The 18,357-nt window shown below is 72.0% G+C and carries 17 protein-coding genes; 9 read left to right on the plus strand and 8 right to left on the minus strand.

Annotation, left to right across the window (positions count from 1 at the left end; genetic code table 11):
* Positions 1-87: 87 nt before the first annotated feature.
* Both ACTXG6_RS18560 and ACTXG6_RS18565 read left to right on the plus strand, forming a co-directional pair.
* On the plus strand, positions 88-2,094 hold the full coding sequence (locus tag ACTXG6_RS18560; RefSeq protein ID WP_445189074.1) for a fatty acid desaturase: 2,007 nt from the start codon (positions 88-90) through the stop codon (positions 2,092-2,094).
* 163 nt (positions 2,095-2,257) lie between these two features.
* Positions 2,258-2,749: a GreA/GreB family elongation factor gene (locus ACTXG6_RS18565; RefSeq protein ID WP_445189075.1), complete on the plus strand. Its 492-nt coding sequence runs from the start codon at positions 2,258-2,260 to the stop codon at positions 2,747-2,749.
* Between the two features lie 106 nt (positions 2,750-2,855).
* On the opposite strand, the gene ACTXG6_RS18570 is transcribed toward ACTXG6_RS18565, so the two are convergent.
* A complete protein-coding gene (locus tag ACTXG6_RS18570; protein ID WP_445189076.1) occupies positions 2,856-3,455 on the minus strand; it encodes a TetR/AcrR family transcriptional regulator in 600 nt (199 codons plus the stop codon).
* A gap of 121 nt (positions 3,456-3,576) precedes the next feature.
* On the opposite strand from ACTXG6_RS18570, the gene ACTXG6_RS18575 reads away from it, so the two are divergent.
* The 3 genes from ACTXG6_RS18575 to ACTXG6_RS18585 are packed head-to-tail and all read left to right on the plus strand — an operon-like array spanning position 3,577 to position 7,422.
* Entirely contained in the window at positions 3,577-5,091 is a 1,515-nt protein-coding gene (locus tag ACTXG6_RS18575; protein WP_445189077.1) for an APC family permease, read from the plus strand.
* Positions 5,084-6,418, plus strand: a complete 1,335-nt coding sequence (locus tag ACTXG6_RS18580; RefSeq protein WP_445189078.1) for a D-arabinono-1,4-lactone oxidase — start codon at positions 5,084-5,086, stop codon at positions 6,416-6,418. The genes ACTXG6_RS18575 and ACTXG6_RS18580 overlap by 8 nt, the downstream gene beginning before the upstream one ends.
* Positions 6,418-7,422: an alanine racemase gene (locus tag ACTXG6_RS18585; protein WP_445189079.1), complete on the plus strand. Its 1,005-nt coding sequence runs from the start codon at positions 6,418-6,420 to the stop codon at positions 7,420-7,422. The genes ACTXG6_RS18580 and ACTXG6_RS18585 overlap by 1 nt, the downstream gene beginning before the upstream one ends.
* Before the next feature lie 50 nt (positions 7,423-7,472).
* On the opposite strand, the gene ACTXG6_RS18590 is transcribed toward ACTXG6_RS18585, so the two are convergent.
* Positions 7,473-8,210: an SDR family oxidoreductase gene (locus ACTXG6_RS18590; protein ID WP_445189080.1), complete on the minus strand. Its 738-nt coding sequence runs from the start codon at positions 8,208-8,210 to the stop codon at positions 7,473-7,475.
* Entirely contained in the window at positions 8,207-8,821 is a 615-nt protein-coding gene (locus tag ACTXG6_RS18595) for a TetR/AcrR family transcriptional regulator (protein ID WP_445189081.1), read from the minus strand. The genes ACTXG6_RS18590 and ACTXG6_RS18595 overlap by 4 nt, the downstream gene beginning before the upstream one ends.
* Before the next feature lie 84 nt (positions 8,822-8,905).
* Between ACTXG6_RS18595 and ACTXG6_RS18600 the strand changes: the two genes are divergently transcribed.
* Both ACTXG6_RS18600 and ACTXG6_RS18605 read left to right on the plus strand, forming a co-directional pair.
* The gene (locus ACTXG6_RS18600; RefSeq protein WP_445189082.1) at positions 8,906-9,706 is read left to right on the plus strand and encodes an SDR family NAD(P)-dependent oxidoreductase; all 801 of its coding nucleotides are present in this window, start codon (positions 8,906-8,908) and stop codon (positions 9,704-9,706) included.
* A 13-nt stretch (positions 9,707-9,719) separates the two neighbouring features.
* Positions 9,720-10,559 (plus strand): oxidoreductase, encoded by an 840-nt coding sequence (locus tag ACTXG6_RS18605; protein WP_445189083.1) that lies wholly within the window; start codon positions 9,720-9,722, stop codon positions 10,557-10,559.
* 50 nt (positions 10,560-10,609) lie between these two features.
* On the opposite strand, the gene ACTXG6_RS18610 is transcribed toward ACTXG6_RS18605, so the two are convergent.
* On the minus strand, positions 10,610-12,805 hold the full coding sequence (locus ACTXG6_RS18610) for an acyl-CoA dehydrogenase (RefSeq protein ID WP_445189084.1): 2,196 nt from the start codon (positions 12,803-12,805) through the stop codon (positions 10,610-10,612).
* 9 nt (positions 12,806-12,814) lie between these two features.
* Positions 12,815-13,534, minus strand: coding sequence for an alpha/beta fold hydrolase (locus tag ACTXG6_RS18615; protein WP_445189085.1), 720 nt, complete (start codon positions 13,532-13,534; stop codon positions 12,815-12,817).
* A 602-nt stretch (positions 13,535-14,136) separates the two neighbouring features.
* On the opposite strand from ACTXG6_RS18615, the gene ACTXG6_RS18620 reads away from it, so the two are divergent.
* Positions 14,137-14,619: a DUF3145 domain-containing protein gene (locus tag ACTXG6_RS18620; protein ID WP_445189086.1), complete on the plus strand. Its 483-nt coding sequence runs from the start codon at positions 14,137-14,139 to the stop codon at positions 14,617-14,619.
* A 62-nt stretch (positions 14,620-14,681) separates the two neighbouring features.
* A complete protein-coding gene (locus ACTXG6_RS18625) occupies positions 14,682-15,236 on the plus strand; it encodes a hypothetical protein (RefSeq protein WP_445189087.1) in 555 nt (184 codons plus the stop codon).
* A 33-nt stretch (positions 15,237-15,269) separates the two neighbouring features.
* On the opposite strand, the gene ACTXG6_RS18630 is transcribed toward ACTXG6_RS18625, so the two are convergent.
* Genes ACTXG6_RS18630 through ACTXG6_RS18640 form a run of 3 tightly spaced genes read right to left on the minus strand, consistent with a single transcriptional unit; the run spans position 15,270 to position 18,280 of the window.
* The gene (locus tag ACTXG6_RS18630; RefSeq protein WP_445189088.1) at positions 15,270-16,766 is read right to left on the minus strand and encodes an acyl-CoA carboxylase subunit beta; all 1,497 of its coding nucleotides are present in this window, start codon (positions 16,764-16,766) and stop codon (positions 15,270-15,272) included.
* A gap of 45 nt (positions 16,767-16,811) precedes the next feature.
* Positions 16,812-18,044, minus strand: a complete 1,233-nt coding sequence (locus ACTXG6_RS18635) for a beta-ketoacyl-[acyl-carrier-protein] synthase family protein (protein WP_445189089.1) — start codon at positions 18,042-18,044, stop codon at positions 16,812-16,814.
* On the minus strand, positions 18,041-18,280 hold the full coding sequence (locus ACTXG6_RS18640; protein ID WP_325697897.1) for an acyl carrier protein: 240 nt from the start codon (positions 18,278-18,280) through the stop codon (positions 18,041-18,043). Before ACTXG6_RS18640 ends, ACTXG6_RS18635 begins: the two co-directional genes overlap by 4 nt.
* Between the last annotated feature and the right edge of the window lie 77 nt (positions 18,281-18,357).

Raw genomic sequence — 18,357 nt, forward strand, 5'->3', positions numbered from 1 at the left:
CGTTTGGAGCTGCCTACAACCCGGTACGACCGAATCTCGGAGCCACCGACATGGTGTTGCTGCTCCGAACAGCCCACCCTGATCGGTATGAGCAGCGCCGGCGTCGTCGCCACCCCCGTTCCCACCGGCCTGCCCGATCCCGGCGAGCCGGTGCCGAGGCTGGCGCTGCCGACGGTCGGGCTGTTCCTCGGCGGCCTGGTGGTGTGGCTGCTGAGCAGCTGGGCGGCGCTCGGGCTCGGCTGGTCGCTGTGGCTGACCATCCCGGTCAACGCCGTGGTCAGCTTCACGATGTTCACCGTGCTGCACGACGCGGTGCACTACTCCATCAGCCGCCGGCGCTGGGTGAATGCGCTGCTCGGCCGGCTCACGGTGCCGTTCGTGGTGCCCTACGCGGCCGCGCCGCTGTTCGGGTTCATCCACATCGAGCACCACCGCAACACCAACGAGGACCTCGACGCCGACCCGGACGCCTGGGCCACCGACGGCCCGTGGTGGCAGCTGCCGTTCCGCTGGCTGACCATCGACGTCTGGTACGCCACGTTCTACGTCAAGCACCTGGGCCGCCGCTCCGGCCGGGAGATCGCGGAGACCGCCGGCATCATCGCGCTCTTCATCGCCGGCATCACCGCCGCCGCGCTCACCGGCACCCTGTGGGCCGTCGCGGTGATCTACCTGATCCCGGCGCGCATCGCGCTCGGCGTGCTGGCCTGGTGGTTCGACTGGCTGCCGCACCACGGCCTCGAGGTCACCCAGCGGGAGAACCGCTACCGGGCCACCCGGATCCGGACCGGCATGGAGTGGCTGCTCACCCCGATGCTGCTCTACCAGAACTACCACCTGGTGCACCACCTGCACCCGTCCATCCCGTTCTACCGCTACATCAAGGCCTGGAAGCGCAACGAGGAGGCCTACCTGCAGCGGGACGCCGCGATCATGACGGCGTTCGGGCGCGACCTCACCGTCGAGGAGTACCGCGTCTGGCGCGAGCTGGACTCGACGCTGGCCAGGATGCGCCCGGTCGAGGTGCCGGAGGGGTCGGCGGCCAGCCACGCCGAGTTCCACCGGCTGCCGGTGGCCGCCCTGGACCGGCCCACCCCGGACAGCGTGGCGATCACCTTCGACGTGCCGGCCGAGCTGTCCGAGCTGTTCCGGTTCGAGGCCGGCCAGCACGTCACCGTGCGGACCGACCTGGGCGGCGAGGGGGTGCGGCGCAACTACTCGATCTGCGCGCCGGCCACCGGCGGGGCGCTGCGGATCGCGGTCAAGCAGATCCCGGGCGGGGTGTTCTCCAGCTACGCCGCGACCCAGCTGCGCGTCGGCGACGAGCTGGAGCTGATGACGCCGACCGGGCGGTTCGGCCCGCCGCTGGACCCGGCGCAGGCCAAGCACTACGTGGCGATCGTGGCCGGTAGCGGGATCACCCCGGTGCTGTCCATCCTGGCCACCGCGCTGGAGATCGAGTCGGACAGCCACTGCACCCTGATCTACGGCAACCGCAGCAAGGCCTCGACGATGTTCGCCGGCGAGCTGGCCGACCTGGAGGCGCGGTTCGCCGATCGGCTGGAGGTCATGCACGTGCTGTCCGGCGAGCCGCGCCGGGGCGCCAGCCCGTACACCGGCCGGATCGACGCCGCGCTGCTCGGCCGGCTGCTGGCCGACCGGGTGGCGGCGTCCGAGGTCGACGACTGGTACCTGTGCGGGCCGCTCGGCCTGGTGGACACGGCTCGGGGCACCCTGCTCGAGCACGGGGTGCCCATCGAGCGGGTGCACGCCGAGCTGTTCCACGTGCCGGCCGGGCCGTCGACCACCACCGGTGTGGCCAGTTCGGTGACCGTGCGGCTGGACGGCAGGGAGGACGTCGTCGACCTGGTCGCCGGGCAGTCCGTGCTGGACGGGGCGCTGCGGGTGCGGTCGGACGCGCCGTACGCCTGCATGGGCGGCGCGTGCGGCACCTGCCGGGCGAAGCTGGTCAGCGGCACCGTGGAGATGGACCACAACTACGCACTCGGCCAGGCCGACGTGGACGCCGGCTACGTGCTGACCTGCCAGTCGCAGCCCACCAGCCCCGAGGTCACCGTGGACTACGACGGCTGAGCCCGTGAGTGGCGAGTGGTCCCCTGGGACCACTCGCCACTCACGACACTCGGAAGGCCGCTCGGCGCTGCCCGGTGACCGCGTCCCGCGATCGTTCGCCCGCCCAGGATTGACACCGCCGCGGACGGGGTAGCCGACCTCCGATCACGGAGGTACGAGAGACATGAGCAGCACCCATGAGGCCGGTCCCGAGCTGACCGAGCAGACTTGCCAGCACCTGCGGGAGGAGCTGGACGTGCTCCGGGAACAGCGCGCCGAGCTCGGCCCGCTGTCCGACGACGAGGTCGGGGATCGCGGGGACGCCGCCGAAGCGCTGCGCCGCGCCGACGACGCCGCCCGGATCGACGCACGCATCACGGAGATCAACCGACTGCTGGCGTCCGGCTCGCCGGGCCCCGGGCCGGGTATCGAGCCGGACGGCGGGCTACCCGACGGCAGCACCGTCACCCTGCGCTTCGACGACGGGGCCACCGCGACCCTGCGCGCCGCCGCGCTCCCCGAGTCGGTCCCCGACTCCGAGCGTGACAACGCACTGAGCCTGGACAGCCCGCTGGGCCGGGCCCTGGCCGGGGCCTCGGCGGGCGACACGGTCAGCTACGACACGCCGGGCGGCGAACGTCAGGCGGAGGTCGTCAAGATCGAGCCTCCGGCCTGAGTCCGCCGTTGGGTGCGCCATGCGCACGGCACACACCGCCGACGCGCGGCACACACAGTGGACGCTGTGTGCGGCGGCTACGCGCTGTGTGCGGTGGCTCGGGCGGTCACGAGGGGTGGTGGGCCAGACCGCCGAGGGTGTCGGCGAACGCCTCCAGGGCACCGCGGGCGAGCTCGGAGTCGCGGTCCACCAGCCAGCCGAGCACCAGGCCGTCGATCATGTTCATCAGCATCCGGGTCAGGACCGGCAACGGCAGCGCCCACTCGACGCCCGCCCGGGCGGCGATGTCGCGCAGCCGCTGGGCGCTGCGCGCGTAGTAGACCTGGTACTGCCAGCGGGCCAGCTCCTCGAGCCCCTCGGTGCGCAGCGCGTAATGGGTCAGCTCGTAGGTCACCTGCTGTTTGCCCGGCTCACGCTCGACGACGTCCCACAGCGCCCCCAGGTCGGCCCGGACCAGTGCGGCCACGCCGGCGCCCTCGGCCAGGTCCGGCGCCCAATCCCCGGTCAGCTCGTTGATGATCGAGATCAGCACCTCCTGCAACAGCTCCTGCTTGGAGTCGAAGCAGTAGTGCACGCTGGCCAGACTGGCGCCGGCCTCCGCCGCGACGGCCCGGGTGGTGGTCGCGGCCACCCCGTCGCGGGCCGCCACCCGCACGGCCGCGTCGATGAGCTGCTCGCGCCTGACCTTGGCCTGTACCCGCGCCACCCGGCCGCCACCTCTTCCCGCTGACTCCCGCTGAGTCTGTCCCGGCACACTCTACGACAAAAGTGGGTCAACTGACTCAGACGGTTGACTCAGAAGTGGTCCGACCCGCACTCTGTGCGGCGTGGAACACAGCGAAGAAAGCAGTGCCGAACCCGGCGAGTTCGGCTACCGGCAGGAGCTGCGCCGGGTGTTGCACCTGTTCGCGGTCTTCTCGGTCGCGTTCTCGGTGGTGTCGATCACCACCGGGATCTTCCTGAACTTCGGCTTCGGAATCACCCACCTCGGGCCGGTGAGCATCTGGCTGTGGCCGATCGCCGCCGTGGGGCAGACCCTGGTCGCGCTGATCCTGGCCGAGCTGTCCACCCGGATCCCGCTGGCCGGCGCGAACTACCAGTGGGCCGCCCGGCTGGTCGGGCCGCGTTACGGCTACCTGGTCGGCGCGCTGGGCATCATGTACAGCGCGGTCGGCATGCCGGGGATCATGCTGCTCGGCGCCGCGCCGCTGCTGGTCACCGCGCTCGGCGGCGACCCGTCCGACAGCCGGCTGCTGTTCGCCGTCGCCGTCGCGCTCATCGTCGCGGCGTACGGGATCAACATCGTGAGCGTGCAGCTGGCCGCCCGGGTGAACAGCGTCGCGGTCATCACCGAGATCATCGGCACGGTGGTGCTCGCGGTGGTGCTGTTCGGGCTGTACGTCGGGCACGCCAGACCGGTCAACCACGGCTTCGACATCCTGGCCCAGCACACCCTGCAGCCGGGCCAGTCGCTGTTCTACGGCATCGTGCTCGCCTCGCTGATCGGGGTGTACACCCTGGTCGGCTTCGAGGCGGCGGCCGACATGGGCGAGGAGACGGTGGACGCCCGGCGCACCATCCCGAGGGCCATCCTGCTCTCGGTGATCGTCTCCGGGGTGCTCGGGATGATCACGCTGATCGGGTTCACGGTCGCCATCCCGGACGCTGCCACGATCAGCTCGGCCGAGGTTCCGCTGGCCGCGATCAGCACGTACTGGATCGGGCCGGTGGCGACCTCGGTGTTCCTGCTGATCGTGGTGTTCTCCATGTTCGCGCTGACCGTGGTGGCGGCCGCCGCGAGTGCCCGGTTGATCTACGCGATGGCCAGGGACAACATGCTGCCGGCGTCGAAGCTGCTGCGCGGGGTCAGCACGAGGCGGCAGACCCCGCTGCCGGCCCTGGTCACCTCGCTGGTGATCTGTCTGGCGCTGATGAGCTACGGCTACCTCAACGGGAACGCCTTCGGCACCCTGGTGGGCGCGACGGCGCTGATCCCGTACGTGGTCTACTTCCTGACCGTGATCGCCTACGGCGCCCGGCGACACCGCCTCGACCGGCTGCCCGGAGCGTTCCACCTGGGACGGTGGGCGACGCCGGTGTTCGTCGCGGCCCTGATCTGGCTGCTCGCCGCCGTGGCCGTGCTGGTGCTGCCCAGTGAGTTCCGCAGCGCGGTCTGGGTCACCGTCGGTGGGCTGGTGCTGGCCGCGATCTGGTACGCCGTCGGGCTCCGCGCCCGGCTGCGGGACGGTGCCGCTGGGCCGCCCAGGCTGCCGGACGCGGCGGTCCCACCATCGACCGTCCGGCCATCGACGAACGTCACCGAGGGGAGCGCGAGTGAGTAGGGCAGTGCAGGGGGAGTGGCGCAACTGGGCGGGCAACCAGCGCGCCACGCCGAGCCAGGTGGTGACGCCGGCCAGCGTGGCCGAGCTGTCGGCGGTGATCGGGGCGGCGGCGCGGGCCGGCCGGCGGGTCAAGGCGATCGGCTCCGGGCACTCGTTCACCGGCGTCGGCCTCACCGACGGGGTGCAGGTCAACCTGGCGCGGCTGTCCGGCCTGCGCGCACTGGACAGCGCGACCGGCCTGGTCACCGTGGAGGCCGGTTTGCCGCTGCACCGGCTGAACCGGCTGCTGGAGGACGCCGGCCTGGCACTGAGCAACCTTGGTGACATCGACCGGCAGACCGTCGCCGGCGCCCTGTCCACCGGCACCCACGGCACCGGGCGGAGCCTCGGCGGCCTGGCCACCCAGGTGCGCGCCCTGGAGCTCGTACTGGCCGACGGCTCGGTGGTGCACTGCGACGCGAACCAGGACGCCGAGCTGTTCAGCGCGGCCCGGGTCGGGCTCGGCGCGCTGGGCGTGGTCACCGCCGTCACGCTGGCCACCGAGCCGGCCTTCGCGCTGCACGCGGCCGAGCGCCCCATGTCGCTGACCCAGGTGCTCGGCGAGCTGGACGAGCTGGTCGCGACCAACGAGCACTTCGAGTTCTACTGGTTCCCGCACACCGACAAGACACTGACCAAACGCAACAACCGGCTGGCCGCCGGTGAGCAGCCGCGGCCGTTGGGCCGGCGCCGGGCGTTCCTCGAGGACGACGTGATCGGCAACGGCGCCTTCCGGCTGACCTGCGAGCTGGGTCGGGCGGTGCCGGCACTGGTGCCCCGGATCAATCAGTTCGCGGCCCGGTTCATGGGCGACCGGGAGTACTCCGACGCCTCGCACCGGGTGTTCTGCTCGCCGCGCCGGGTGCGGTTCGTGGAGATGGAGTACGCGGTGCCGAGGGCGGCGGTGCGGGACGCGATCGCCGGCGTGCAACGGGTCACCGAGCAGCCCGGGATGAAGGTGTCGTTCCCGATCGAGTTGCGGTTCGCGGCGCCGGACGACATCCCGCTGTCCACCGCGAGCGGGCGGGAGTCGGCCTACCTGGCGGTGCACATGTTCGCCGGCCAGCCCTACCAGCGCTACTTCGCCGACGTGGAGGCGGTCATGAGCGGGCTGGACGGGCGGCCGCACTGGGGCAAGATGCACAACTGCGACGCGGCCACCCTGCGCACCCGCTACCCGCGCTTCGACGAGTTCCTGGCGGTGCGCAAGCGGGCCGACCCGGCCGGGGTGTTCAGCAACGACTACACCGACCGCGTACTCGGTCCGGTCGACGGGGGCAGCAACTGATGACGGGCATGGTGGACGAACTGAGAACGCCGGCGCTGCTGGTCGAGGCCGGCGCGCTGGAGGCCAACCTGGCCACCATGTCCGCCGCGCTGCCCGGCGAGCGGCTGCGCCCGCACATCAAGGCACACAAGTGCACCGCGCTCGCCGCCCGCCAGTACGCCGCCGGGCACCACGGGTTCACCTGCGCCACCGTCCGCGAGGTCGAGGGCATGGTCGCCGCCGGGCTGGGCGAGGACCTGATGCTGGCCAACGAGGTGCTGGACACCCGCCGGCTCGGCGCGCTGGTGGCCGACGGCGCCAGGGTCACCCTCGCGGTGGACTCCGCCGAGACCGTGGCGGCGGCCGCCGACGGCGGGCTGCGTGAGGTGATCATCGACGTCAACGTCGGGCTGCCGCGCTGCGGGTGCCCGCCGGACCGGGCCGGTGCGCTGGCCGGGTTGGCGCGGGAGCGTGGGCTGCGGGTGCGCGGCGTGATGGGCTACGAGGGCCACCTGATGATGGCCACCCCGGCGGCCGAGCAGGTCCGGCTCACCGAGGAGGCGATGAAGCTGCTGCTGGCGGCACACGCCGACGTGGGTGGCGACCTCGTCTCCGCGGGTGGCACCGGTACCTACGCGGTGAACACCTGGGCCACCGAGATCCAGGCCGGCTCGTACGCCCTGATGGACACCGCGTACGGCTCGCTCGGTCTCCCGTTCGCCCAGGCGCTGTCCGTGCTCGGCACGGTGATCTCGGTGTCGGACGGCTGGGCGGTGGCCGACGTGGGGCTGAAGTCACTGGGCATGGACCACGGCAATCCCAGCATCGCGGGTGCCGCGGTCTGGTTCTGCTCCGACGAGCACATCACGTTCGCCCCTGAGGTCCCCGGCTCGGTGCGGGTGGGCGACCGGGTGCGGGTGCTGCCCGCACACGTCGACCCGACGGTGGCGATGCACGAGGCGATGTACCTGGTGGACGGTCAGCAGGTGCTCGAGCGCTGGCCGGTCGACCTGCGCGGCTGGTGACCCGTGAGTGGCACGTGGTCCGAGAGGACCACTTGCCGCTCACGAGGTGCTCACCAGGGCAACTGGCCGTCGTCGTTGAAGAAGCCGCCGCTCGGTCCGTCGTCGGGCAGGGTGGCCAGCTCCACCACGATGCGCGCGCCCTGTTCCGGTGTGCGCGGGCCGCTGTGGCCGTTCAGGTCGGTGGCGATGTGCCCCGGCGTGGCTGCGTTGATCTTGAAATGCTGATGGTCGGGGCTGCGCCGGAAGGCGTTGGCGTACTGCACCGTGAGCATGGTGACCGCGGCCTTCGACGACGCGTACGCCAGGTTGTTCGGCGCGCCGGCGAACTTCGCGTCCGGCCCGGCGTTGTAGGTCAGCGACGCCGTTGTGCTGGACACGGTGACGATCCTCGGGGCGGGTGCCTTGCCCATCCGCGGGAGCATCGCGTTGGTCACCGCGAGCACGCCGAACACGTTCGTCTCGAAGGTGGCCCGCAGGTCCTCGACGGTGGTCTCCAGCGCGGGCGGCGCCACCAGGATGCCGGCATTGTTGACCAGGACGTCCAGCCGGCCGTACCGGGTCTGTACCTCCTCGGCGGCGGCCTGGATGCTGGCCGCCTCGGTGACGTCGAGCTGGATGGCGTGCGCCGCCAGTCCCTGTGCGACCAGCTCGGCGGCGGCCAACTCGCCACGTGCGTGGTCCCGGCTGCCGATGAGCACGGTGGCGCCGAGCCGGCCGAGCTGGCGGGCCACCTCCTTGCCGAGGCCCTTGTTGGCGCCGGTCACGAGCGCGGTGAGCGGGTCGGTCATCGTGGCTGATCCTGTTCTGTCGGGGGTTCCACGAGGAGCTGGAACATCGCCTCGAGCCGGCGGGACAGCGCGGCCTCGTCGGCGGTGGCCAACGCCGGGCTGTTCAGCACCTGCTGCATGAGCCGGACCCCGGCCAGCACGGCGAGGAACAGGGCCGCACGCTCGCCCGCCTGCGCGCCGGGCAGCAGGGCGACCAGGTGGCGCTGGAAGTGTCTCTCGATGCCGGCCCGCAGGATCTCGGCCGCCCTCGGGTTGGCGACCGAGCGCACCATCAGGAGGAACCCGTCGACGGATCGGGGTTCGGCGGCCACCAGGGACGCCGCCGCGAACCGGCTCAGCGTCGTGATGTCGTCGGCGATCAGGGTCCGGTCGCTGAAGGTGACCTCGACGACCTCGGCGAACAGCTTCTCCTTCGACCCGAAGTAGCGGTTGACCAGCATCGCGGTCACTCCCGCCGCCTGCGCGATCTCCCGCACCCCGACGCCGTCGTAGCCGGCCCGGGTGAACGCGACGAGGGCGGACCGCAGGATCGCCTCCCGGGTGGCCGCCGCATTGCGCCGGTGTCTGACCGGGGGGTCCGCGGTCTCCGTGAGCGGGTCGCTCCGAGTCATGTCTACCACTGTAGATTGCCGCGTCCAGAAGACAAGTCTACAGTTGTAGATACAGAGCGGTGCGCAGGTTGGAAGAGGTCAGAGATGGACTTGAGGCTGCTCGGGAAGCGCGCGCTGGTCACCGGTTCCAGTGCGGGGCTGGGCGAGGCGACCGCGGTGCTGCTCGCCGAGGAGGGCGTCGAGGTCGTGGTGCACGGCCGCAACGAGGGCCGGGCGAACGCGGTGGCGGCGGTGATCCGCACCAAGGGCGGCCACGCTGAGGTGGCGATCGGCGACCTGGCGACCGACGCCGGCGCGGACGCCGTGGCCGACGCGGCACTGGCCGGCGGTGCCGTCGACATCCTGGTCAACAACGCCGGCGGCTACGAACACCGGAGCTGGAGCACGCTGACCGCACAGGACTGGATCGACACGTACCAGCACAACGTGGTGGCCGGCGTGCGGATGATCGAGCGCCTGGTGCCCGCGATGCGCGAGCGCGGCTGGGGACGGGTCATCCACATCGGCGGTGGGCTGGCCATCCAACCGATCGCCGCCCAGCCGGACTACAACGCCAGCCTGGGTGCCCGGCACAACCTCGCGGTGTCGCTGGCGCGCGAGCTGAAGGACTCCGGCGTCACGTCCAACGTGGTGGCACCCGGGGCGATCCTGGTGCCCTCGGTGCGTGAGCTGCTCGTCGGCGCGGCCGAGAGCTACGGCTGGGGCGAGAGCTGGGAAGAGATCGAACGCGGCGCCGTGCGGGACATGGTGCCCAACGACGTGGGCCGGCTCGGCCGGCCCGAGGAGATCGCGGCGGCGGTGGCATACCTGGCCAGCCCGCTCGCCGACTACGTGAGCGGCGCGGTGCTCCGCGTCGACGGCGGCACCATCCGCTCGGTGAACTAGGACGGGGACAATCATGGTTAGGACATGGCTCATCACCGGGAGCTCGCGCGGTTTCGGCCGGGAGCTGGCCAAGGCGGTCCTGGAGAACGGCGACAACCTGGTCGCGACCGCGCGCCGGCCCGAGCAGCTCGCCGAGCTGGTGGGCACGTACGGCGACCGGGTGCGCACGGTCGCGCTGGACGTTACCGACCCCGTCGCCGCCCGCGCGGCGGTGCAGACCTCGCTCGACGAGTTTGGCGGGCTGGACGTGGTGGTGAACAACGCCGGCTACGCGAACAGCGCGCCGATCGAGGAGATGGCCGACGACGACTTCCGCGCGCAGATCGAGGCGAACCTGTACGGCGTCGTCAACGTCACCAAGGCGGCCCTGCCGGTGCTGCGCACCCAGCGCTCCGGGCACATCCTGCAGTTCTCCTCGGTCGGTGGCCGGGTCGGTGGCGCGCCGGGCATGGGCGCCTACCAGACCGCGAAGTTCGCGGTGGAGGGCTTCTCCGAGGTGCTCAACGCCGAGGTGAAGCCGCTCGGGATCAAGGTCGTCATCATCGAGCCCGGCGCGTTCCGGACCGACTGGCAGGGCTCGTCGATGCGGATGGCGCCGGTGGGCGCCGACTACGAGCAGACGGTCGGCGCGATGCACCGGTTCCGGGAGTCCTCCGACGGCAAGCAGGCGGGCGACCCGGCCCGCGCCGCGAGGATCATCATCGACATCGTCGCGCTGGACGAGCCGCCGCTGCGGCTGTTGCTCGGCGCCGGTGCGGTCGAGGCCGTCGACAAGTCGTCCCGCTCGCGCGCCGAGGAGGCCGAGAGGTGGGCCGAGGTGAGCCGCTCGGCGGACTTCCCGGCCGGTGAGTGAGTGCCTGTGAGTGGTATTGGTCGCCCGGGCAACCAATACCACTCACAGGCTCATTTCTGCAGCGGGTCGCGGGGGAGGCCGAGGAGACGCTCGGCGATCTGGTTGCGGACGATCTCCGAGGTGCCTCCGGCGATGGTCAGGCAGCGGGACATCAGGTACGCCCAGGTGGCGTGGTCGGCACCGCCGGTGATCGCGGCGGCGCCGGCGAGCCGCCGGGCCAGGTCGGCCACCCGCTGGTCGTGCTCGGCGGACAGCAGCTTGGCCAGGTTGCCCTCCGGCCCCGGGCCCGCCCCGGTCACCGCGCGGGCCGCCTGACGCACGCTGAGCAGCCGTTTCGCCTGGTCTTCGGTCAACAGGGCGGCCAGCTCCGGCTCGAAGCGGGCCCCGTCGGGGTGCTCGGTGACCCGGTCCACCAGGTCCCGCGCGGTCATCCCGATCAGCCCGGCGCCGCCGCCCAGCGACACCCGCTCGTTGCCCAGCGTGGCCCTGGCGACCGTCCAGCCTTGGCCGACCTCGCCCACCACGTCCTCGTCCGGGACGAACACGTCGTCGAAGAACACCTCGTTGAACAGGGACGCGCCGGTCAGCTCGCGCAACGGCCGGACGGTCACCCCGGGGGCGGACAGGTCGATGGCCATCATGGTGACGCCGGCGTGCTTGGAGCCCGACGAGTCGGTGCGCACCGTGGCGAAGCCCCACCGGCTCCACTGCGCGCCCGAGGTCCACACCTTCTGACCGGTCACCCGCCAGCCACCCTCGTCGCGCACCCCACGGGTCGAGATCGCGGCGGCGTCCGACCCGGCACCCGGCTCGCTGAACAGCTGGCACCAGATCGTCCGCCCGGCCAGCGCGTCGGCGATCCACCGGTCGGCCTGTGCTGGGGTGCCGTGCTGGGTGATGGTCAGCGCCACCCAGCCGGTGATGCCCAGGTTCGGCGTCCGCACCTTCAACCGGGCGAACTCCTCCTCGATGACGAGCTGCTCCACCGCGCCGGCGTCCCGGCCCCACGGCCTCGGCCAGTGCGGCACCAGGTACCCGGCGGCCACAAGCGCGTCCCGGCGCTGCTCCTTGGCCAGCCCGCGCACCTCGGTGGCCACCGCCGCGGCCTCGGCGCGGTACTGCTCGGCCTCCGCCGGCAGGTCCAGGGTGGCGCGCCGGCGCACCCCGTCCCGCACCAGCCGCAGTACGTCGTCGGTCGCCGCGCCGGCCCCGTCCAGCACGGTGCTCAGAGTCAGCGCGCGGCGCAGGTACAGGTGCGCGTCGTGCTCCCAGGTGTAGCCGATACCGCCGTGCAGCTGGATGTTCTGCTCCGCCGCGCGGACCGCGCCCGGCAGCGCGCGGGCGGCCGCCACGGCGGCGGCCAGCTCGGCCTCCCGGTAATCGGTGCCGGTCTCGGTGCCGCTCGTGCCGGTGTCGTCGGCGCGGGCCGCGTCCCAGGCGGCGGCCGCCGCGAGCTCGGCGTCCACCAGCAGGTTGGCGCAGTGGTGCTTGACCGCCTGGAAGGTGCCGATGGTTCGGCCGAACTGCTCGCGCTGTCCCGCGTAGCCGACGGCGGCGTCCAGACAGGCGTAGCCGATGCCGGCGGCCTCGGCGGCGGCCAGCGTGCGGGCCAGACGTACCGACACCGCCCGGCCACCAGCGAGCCGACCCGCCCCGGCGGCCCCGAGATTGTCGGCCCCGTCGACCCGCACCCAGGCCACCCGCCGGGTCGGGTCCAGCCCGGCCACCGGCTCGACCCGGACACCGTCGGCGGCCCGGTCCAGCACGATCAGGTCGGCGCCGGCGGGCACCAGCAGGACGTCCGCGAGCCCGCCGCCGAGTACCAGCCAGCCGCGCTGCGGGTCGGCGGCGGCCAGCCCCACGGCAGCCGTACGCGCTCCGCTGGCCAGCTCGGGCAGCAACGCACCGCGCAGCTCCGGCGAGGCGGCCTCGGCGAGTACCGCGCTGGCCAGCACGGTCGGCAGGAACGGGCCGGGGGCGACGGCACGGCCGAGCTCGGCGAGCACCACCGCCAGCTCGGGCAGCCCGTACCCCTCGCCGCCGTACTCCTCCGGCAGGTGCAGACCGAGCCAGCCCAGTTTGCCCAGCGCGGCCCAGAACGGTGGCAGCGCCTCGGCGTCGGCGTCCAACAGCGAGCGCGCGGCCGCCGTCGCCTTCGTATCGGCCAGGAACGACCGGGCGACCCGGGCCAGCTCACGGTGGTCGTCGGTGATCGCCAGGGCCGGGCTGGACACAGTGTTCGCCACCGTGCTCCCTCAGGCCTTCAGCAATGCGTCGGCAAGTTCGTTCGGCCGGGTGAAGCACGACTCGTGGCTGCCGGGCACCTCCAGCGCGCTCACCCCCAGCCGGTCCGGGAACCGCGGCGCCCAACCCAGCTCGCCGGGTGGCAGGGCGATGTCCTCGGTGCTGTAGACGTAGCTGGCCCGCACGCCGAGCGAGGTCACCGGCGGCACGTCGAGGCCGTCGGTGAAGTAGCCCAGCGGCTGGGGGACCAGCAGCGAGTGCACGAGCCGCTGCACCGGCTCCTTGGCGTCCTGGATGAACGTCGACTGCCAGGCCTCGAACGGCAGGGTGACGCCGTTGACGCACGAGGCCTCGGCGAGCTGCTCGAACATCTCGGCGTGCTCCGGCGGGATCTCCTCCAGCAGCGGTCGGCCGTCGGCTGGGACGAACGCGTTCCAGTAGATCAGCCGGCGGATCCGGTCCGGCAGCTGGTGGGCGGCGCCGGTGATCGGGTAGCCGGCCCAGCTGTGGCCGACCAGGGTGATGTTGCGCAGGTCGCGGCGGCGGATCTCGGCGACGAGGTAGTCGACCGCGTCGGACAGCCGCAGGTCCCGGGGGTCGTCCCCGTCGGTCAGTCCCGGCATGGTGAGGGAGATCGCGCGGTGACCGGAGGCGCGCAACCGCTGTGCCACCGGGCGCCAGGCCCACCCGCCGTGCCAGGCGCCGGGGATCAACACAAAGGTCTCGGGCATCGCTGTTCCTCCGGGCGCCGGACCGTGCGCTGAGACTCGGCCACGAGTGACGAAGCTCATCATGTGTCGCTGACGATCTCTGGTCAACGGCTGGCGGTTTTTTGTGAACTCACCGGTAACTTGCGCGGACGTGGTCTTCGCCCCGCGCCCGGACTCCGGGAAATGCCATTGTTGCCGGAGTTCCCGGCGGCCTGGAGGGCATCGGTCGCGGCGGCGGTGAGTGCGCCCGGCGGAAGAGTGTGCGGTTGGCGGGCCGGTCGCCTCTCGGCGAGAAGGATCGGTGCGGCTCCAGCCGTAATGCGGTATTCCGCACCGTCAATAGGGTGAGGCCCGGGGGACCCGCGCCCGCCAACCAGTCTGTTCAACGCGGCCCCGATCTACGTTGTTCCCGGCTGCCTGAGGCGGACCGGGTTCCGCACGAGTGAGGCGCCGGGTGAGACGCCGGGTAAGACGCCGAGTGAGACACAGGCGACACGCCCGGCCTGCGTGGCGGCTGGCGCGACCGCGCCGGCTCGGGCAAACTCCCATCCGCGACTGCCGATCATTCCGGATGTCATGAGGCCGTTGGGGAAGACGTTCCTCGTCGACATCGGAGGTCAGCAGTGAGCACACGTGGAGTGATCTACGTCCACTCGTCGCCGACTGCGGTGTGCCCGCACGTCGAGTGGGCGATATCTGGCGTGCTCGGGAGCCAGATCACGCTGCGCTGGACGCCCCAGCAGGCAGCGCCAGGCACGCTGCGCGCGGAATGCAACTGGCGTGGTCCAGCCGGTGGCTCCGGAGCTATTGCCGGCGCGCTGCGGGCCTGGCCGGTGGTGCGCTTCGAGGTCACCGAGGAGCCCAGCGAGGGTGTGGACGGGCAGCGGTTCTGTCACGTGCCCAACCTCGGGCTGTGGCGCGGCAGTACCAGCGCCAACGGCGACATCGTGGTCGGCGAGGACCAGCTGCGGTCGGTGATGTCCGGCCGGTCCCAGGTGCGCGGGCGGATGCACGAACTGCTCGGCACCGCCTGGGACGAGGACCTGGAGCCGTACCGGCTCGCCGGTGACGGCGCGCCGGTGACACTGCTGCACCAGGTCGGCTGACCGCCCGCCGGGTCGGCTGCCCCAGCGCCTGATGACGCCACCCGATATGTAAAGCTCTCGCGGTGGCCAGACGTGGAGACCGGCGCTGGGCGGTGACGCTGGTCGTGGTGCTGCTCGTGCTGGTGGGCGCCTTGATCGGGGTGGCCGGGCTCCGGCTGGCGCAGATGCGGGCGGTGCCGCTGGCCGCGCCGCGCGCGCTGCCCGCCTCCGGCGCCGGGTCGACCAGCCTGGAGGTCAGCAACGATGCCTGGGCGTACTCCTCCGGGCCCGCCGTGCAGGACGTGCTGAGCCGCTACTTCGACGCGATCAACACGAAGAACTACGCGGCGTGGACGGCCACGGTCACGCCGGCCCGGGCCGGTCAGCAGACCGAGGCGGCCTGGCAGCAGGGCTACGCCACCACGGTGGACGGCACCATCCGGCTCAGCCGTATCGACGAGGTCTCGCCGGGCCACCTGGTCGCGCTCGTCTCGTACCTGAGTGTGCAGCGGCCTGAGGACGGCCCGGAAGGTCTGAAGACCAGCCGGATCTGCTGGCGGGAGTCCATCCCACTGGTCGGCAACCCGCTCCAGATCGACGTCGGCAAGTCGGGCAGCACCCTGCGCGGCGCCTGCTAGCCCAGCAGGCGCCGCGTTCAGAGCCTCAGAACCTCAGAGCGGGATGTTGCCGTGCGCACCGCGTCCGGCGGGTGCCTCGGCCAGTGCTTCGACGAGGCGGCGGCGGGTGTCGCGGGGTTCGATGACCTCGTCCACCACACCGAGCTCCAGTGCCCGGTTGACGCCGCCGGCGAGGCGTTCGTGCTCCCGCGCGAGCTGCTCGTGCAGGGCCTCCCGCTCGTCGGCCGGGGCGGCGGCCAGCGCGCGGCGGTGCAGGATGCCCACCGCCGCCTTGGCCCCCATCACGGCGACCTCGGCGTCCGGCCAGGCGAAGACCGCCGTGGCGCCCAGCGAGCGCGAGTTCATCGCGATGTAGGCACCGCCGAAGGACTTGCGGGTGACCAGCGTGACCCGGGGGACCACCGCCTCGGCGAACGCGTGCAGCAGCTTCGCCCCCCGCCGCACCACGCCGTCCCACTCCTGCCCGACCCCGGGCAGGTAGCCGGGCACGTCCACCAGCACCAGCAGTGGCACCCCGAACGCGTCGCACATCCGGACGAACCGGGACGCCTTCTCCGCCGAGATCGAGTCCAGGCAGCCGCCCATCCGCAGCGGGTTGTTGGCCAGCACCCCGACCGTGCGGCCGCCGAGGCGACCGAAGCCGATGACCATGTTCGGCGCCCACTTCGGCTGCAGCTCCTCGAACGCGCAGCCGTGCGGGTCGACCGGGTCGTCGTCCAGCACCGCGCGGATCAGCGGGCGGACGTCGTATGCGCGCTTGCGCTGCTCCGGCAGCAGCGCCCGCAGGTCTTGCGGTTCGCCGAGCGAGCGGACGTCGAAGATCCCGGGGCGGGTCAGCATGGTGGTGATCCGCCGGGTCCGGTACAGCGCGTCGAGCTCCGAGGTGGCCACCACGTGCACCACTCCGGAACGTTTGCCGTGTGCGCTCGGCCCGCCGAGGGCCTCCATGTCGATGGTCTCGCCGGTCACGCTGCGGACCACGTCCGGGCCGGTGACGAACACCCGGCCCTCCGGGGCCATGATCACCACGTCGGTCAGCGCCGGCCCGTAGGCGGCACCGCCGGCGGCCGGGCCGAGGATCACCGAGAGCTGCGGCACCCGACCGGAGGCCCGCACCATCGCGGCGAAGACCTGGCCGACCGCGTCGAGGGCCTCCACACCCTCGGCGAGGCGGGCACCACCGGAGTGCCACAGTGCGATCACCGGGCGGCGCAGCCGGACCGCCGCGTCGATGGCCTCCACGATGCGCCGGCAGCCGTCCGACCCCATCGCACCGCCCATCCTGGCGGCGTCGGAGCAGTACGCGATCACCTTGGCGCCGTTGATCCGGCCGTGCGCCGCCAGGACACCGCTGGTGTCCCTGGCGTGCATCGGCACCAAGGTGCCCTCGTCGAACAGCGCCGCCAGCCGGACCTCAGGATCCCTGGGGTCGACCGGTGCGGCCTTGTTGTCAGCCGCACTGTCAGCCGTTCTATCAGCCTTGGTATCAGCGGTGACGGTGACGGGCGGGCGGATATCGACCGCTGTCATCTGCGAGCTCCTTCAGTGGGAGTGAGCTAGCTGGCTTGACGGCCCCTATGCCGAGGTGAACGCGAGCGCGACGTTGTGCCCGCCGAATCCGAACGAGTCGTTCAGCGCGGCGGTCAGCTCGACCTTGCGCGCCTCACCACTCACCACGTCGAGCTGGACACCCGGATCGACGTTCTCCAGGTTGGCGGTGGGCGGGATCAGCCCGTCCCTGATGGAGAGCAGGGCGGCGATGCCCTCCACCGCGCCGGCCGCGCCGAGCAGGTGGCCGAGGCTGCCCTTCGGTGCGGTGAGGATCGGGTGGTCGCCGATCGCCTTGCGCACCGAGACCGCCTCGCCGACGTCCCCGACCGGGGTCGAGGTGGCGTGGCAGTTGACGTGCCCGATGTCGGCCGGTTCCAGTCCGCCGCTGCGCAGCGCCGCCTTCATCGCGCGGGCCTGGCCGCTGCCCTCCGGGTCCGGCGCGGTGATGTGGTACGCGTCGGAGGAGGTGCCGATGCCGGCCAGCCGGCCGTGCACGGTGGCACCCCGGGCGGCGGCGTACTCGGCGCGCTCCAGGACCATGATCCCGGCGCCCTCACCCAGCACGAAGCCGTCCCGCGCCGCGTCGAACGGCCGCGAGGCGCGTTCCGGGTCGTCGTTGTGGCTGATGCACATGGCGCGCATCTGGGTGAACCCGGCCAGCGGGATGCCGGTGATGCAGGCCTCCGCGCCGCCGGCGATCACCACGTCCACCTCGCCGGCCTTCAGCATCCGCCAGGCCCAGGCCAGCGCCTCGGCGCCGGAGGCACAGGCTGACACCGGCGCGTGCACGCCGCCGCGGGCCTTGAACTCCAGGCCGACGTGCGCGGCCGGCCCGTTCGGCATCAGCATCGGGATGGTGAGCGGGCTGACCTTGCGGACGCCGTCGTTCTCCAGGATGTCGTCCTGGGTGAGCAGGGTGACCGCGCCGCCGATGCCGGTGCCGACGATCACGGCCAGGCGCTCGGGCTCGACCTCGGGGGCGCCGGCGTGCTGCCAGGCCTCCCGGGCGGCGATGATCGCCACCTGCTCGCAGCGGTCCAGCCGGCGGGCCTCGACGCGCTTGAGCACCTCACTGGGCTCGACGGCGAGCTGTGCGGCGATCTTCACCGGCAGCTCGAAGCGCTCCACCCACTCCGCCTCGATCCGGGACACCCCGGACTTACCTGCCAGCAGGGCCTCCCAGGTCGACGCCACGTCCCCGCCGAGCGGGGTCGTGGCGCCGAGCCCGGTGACAACGACGTCGTTGTTCGAGGTCACTTCGACTTTGCGATGTAGTCAACCGCATCGCCAACGGTCTTCAGCTCGGCCAGCTGGTCGTCCGGGATCTTCACGCCGAACTTGTCCTCGGCCTGCACGGCGATCTCGACCATGGACAGCGAGTCGATGTCGAGGTCGTCGACGAACGACTTGTCCGCGGTCACCTCGGCGGCGTCCACTCCGGCGATCTCTTCGACGATCTCGGCGAGACCAGAGAGGATGTCTTCGTTGCTCACGTGGGTATCCCTTTCCTGAATGAAACCTTGGCGGATGGAATCTTGGCGGATCTTGCCCGCCGAGTCTGATTGGTGTG

The sequence above is a fragment of the Pseudonocardia sp. Cha107L01 genome (genome assembly GCF_052566575.1).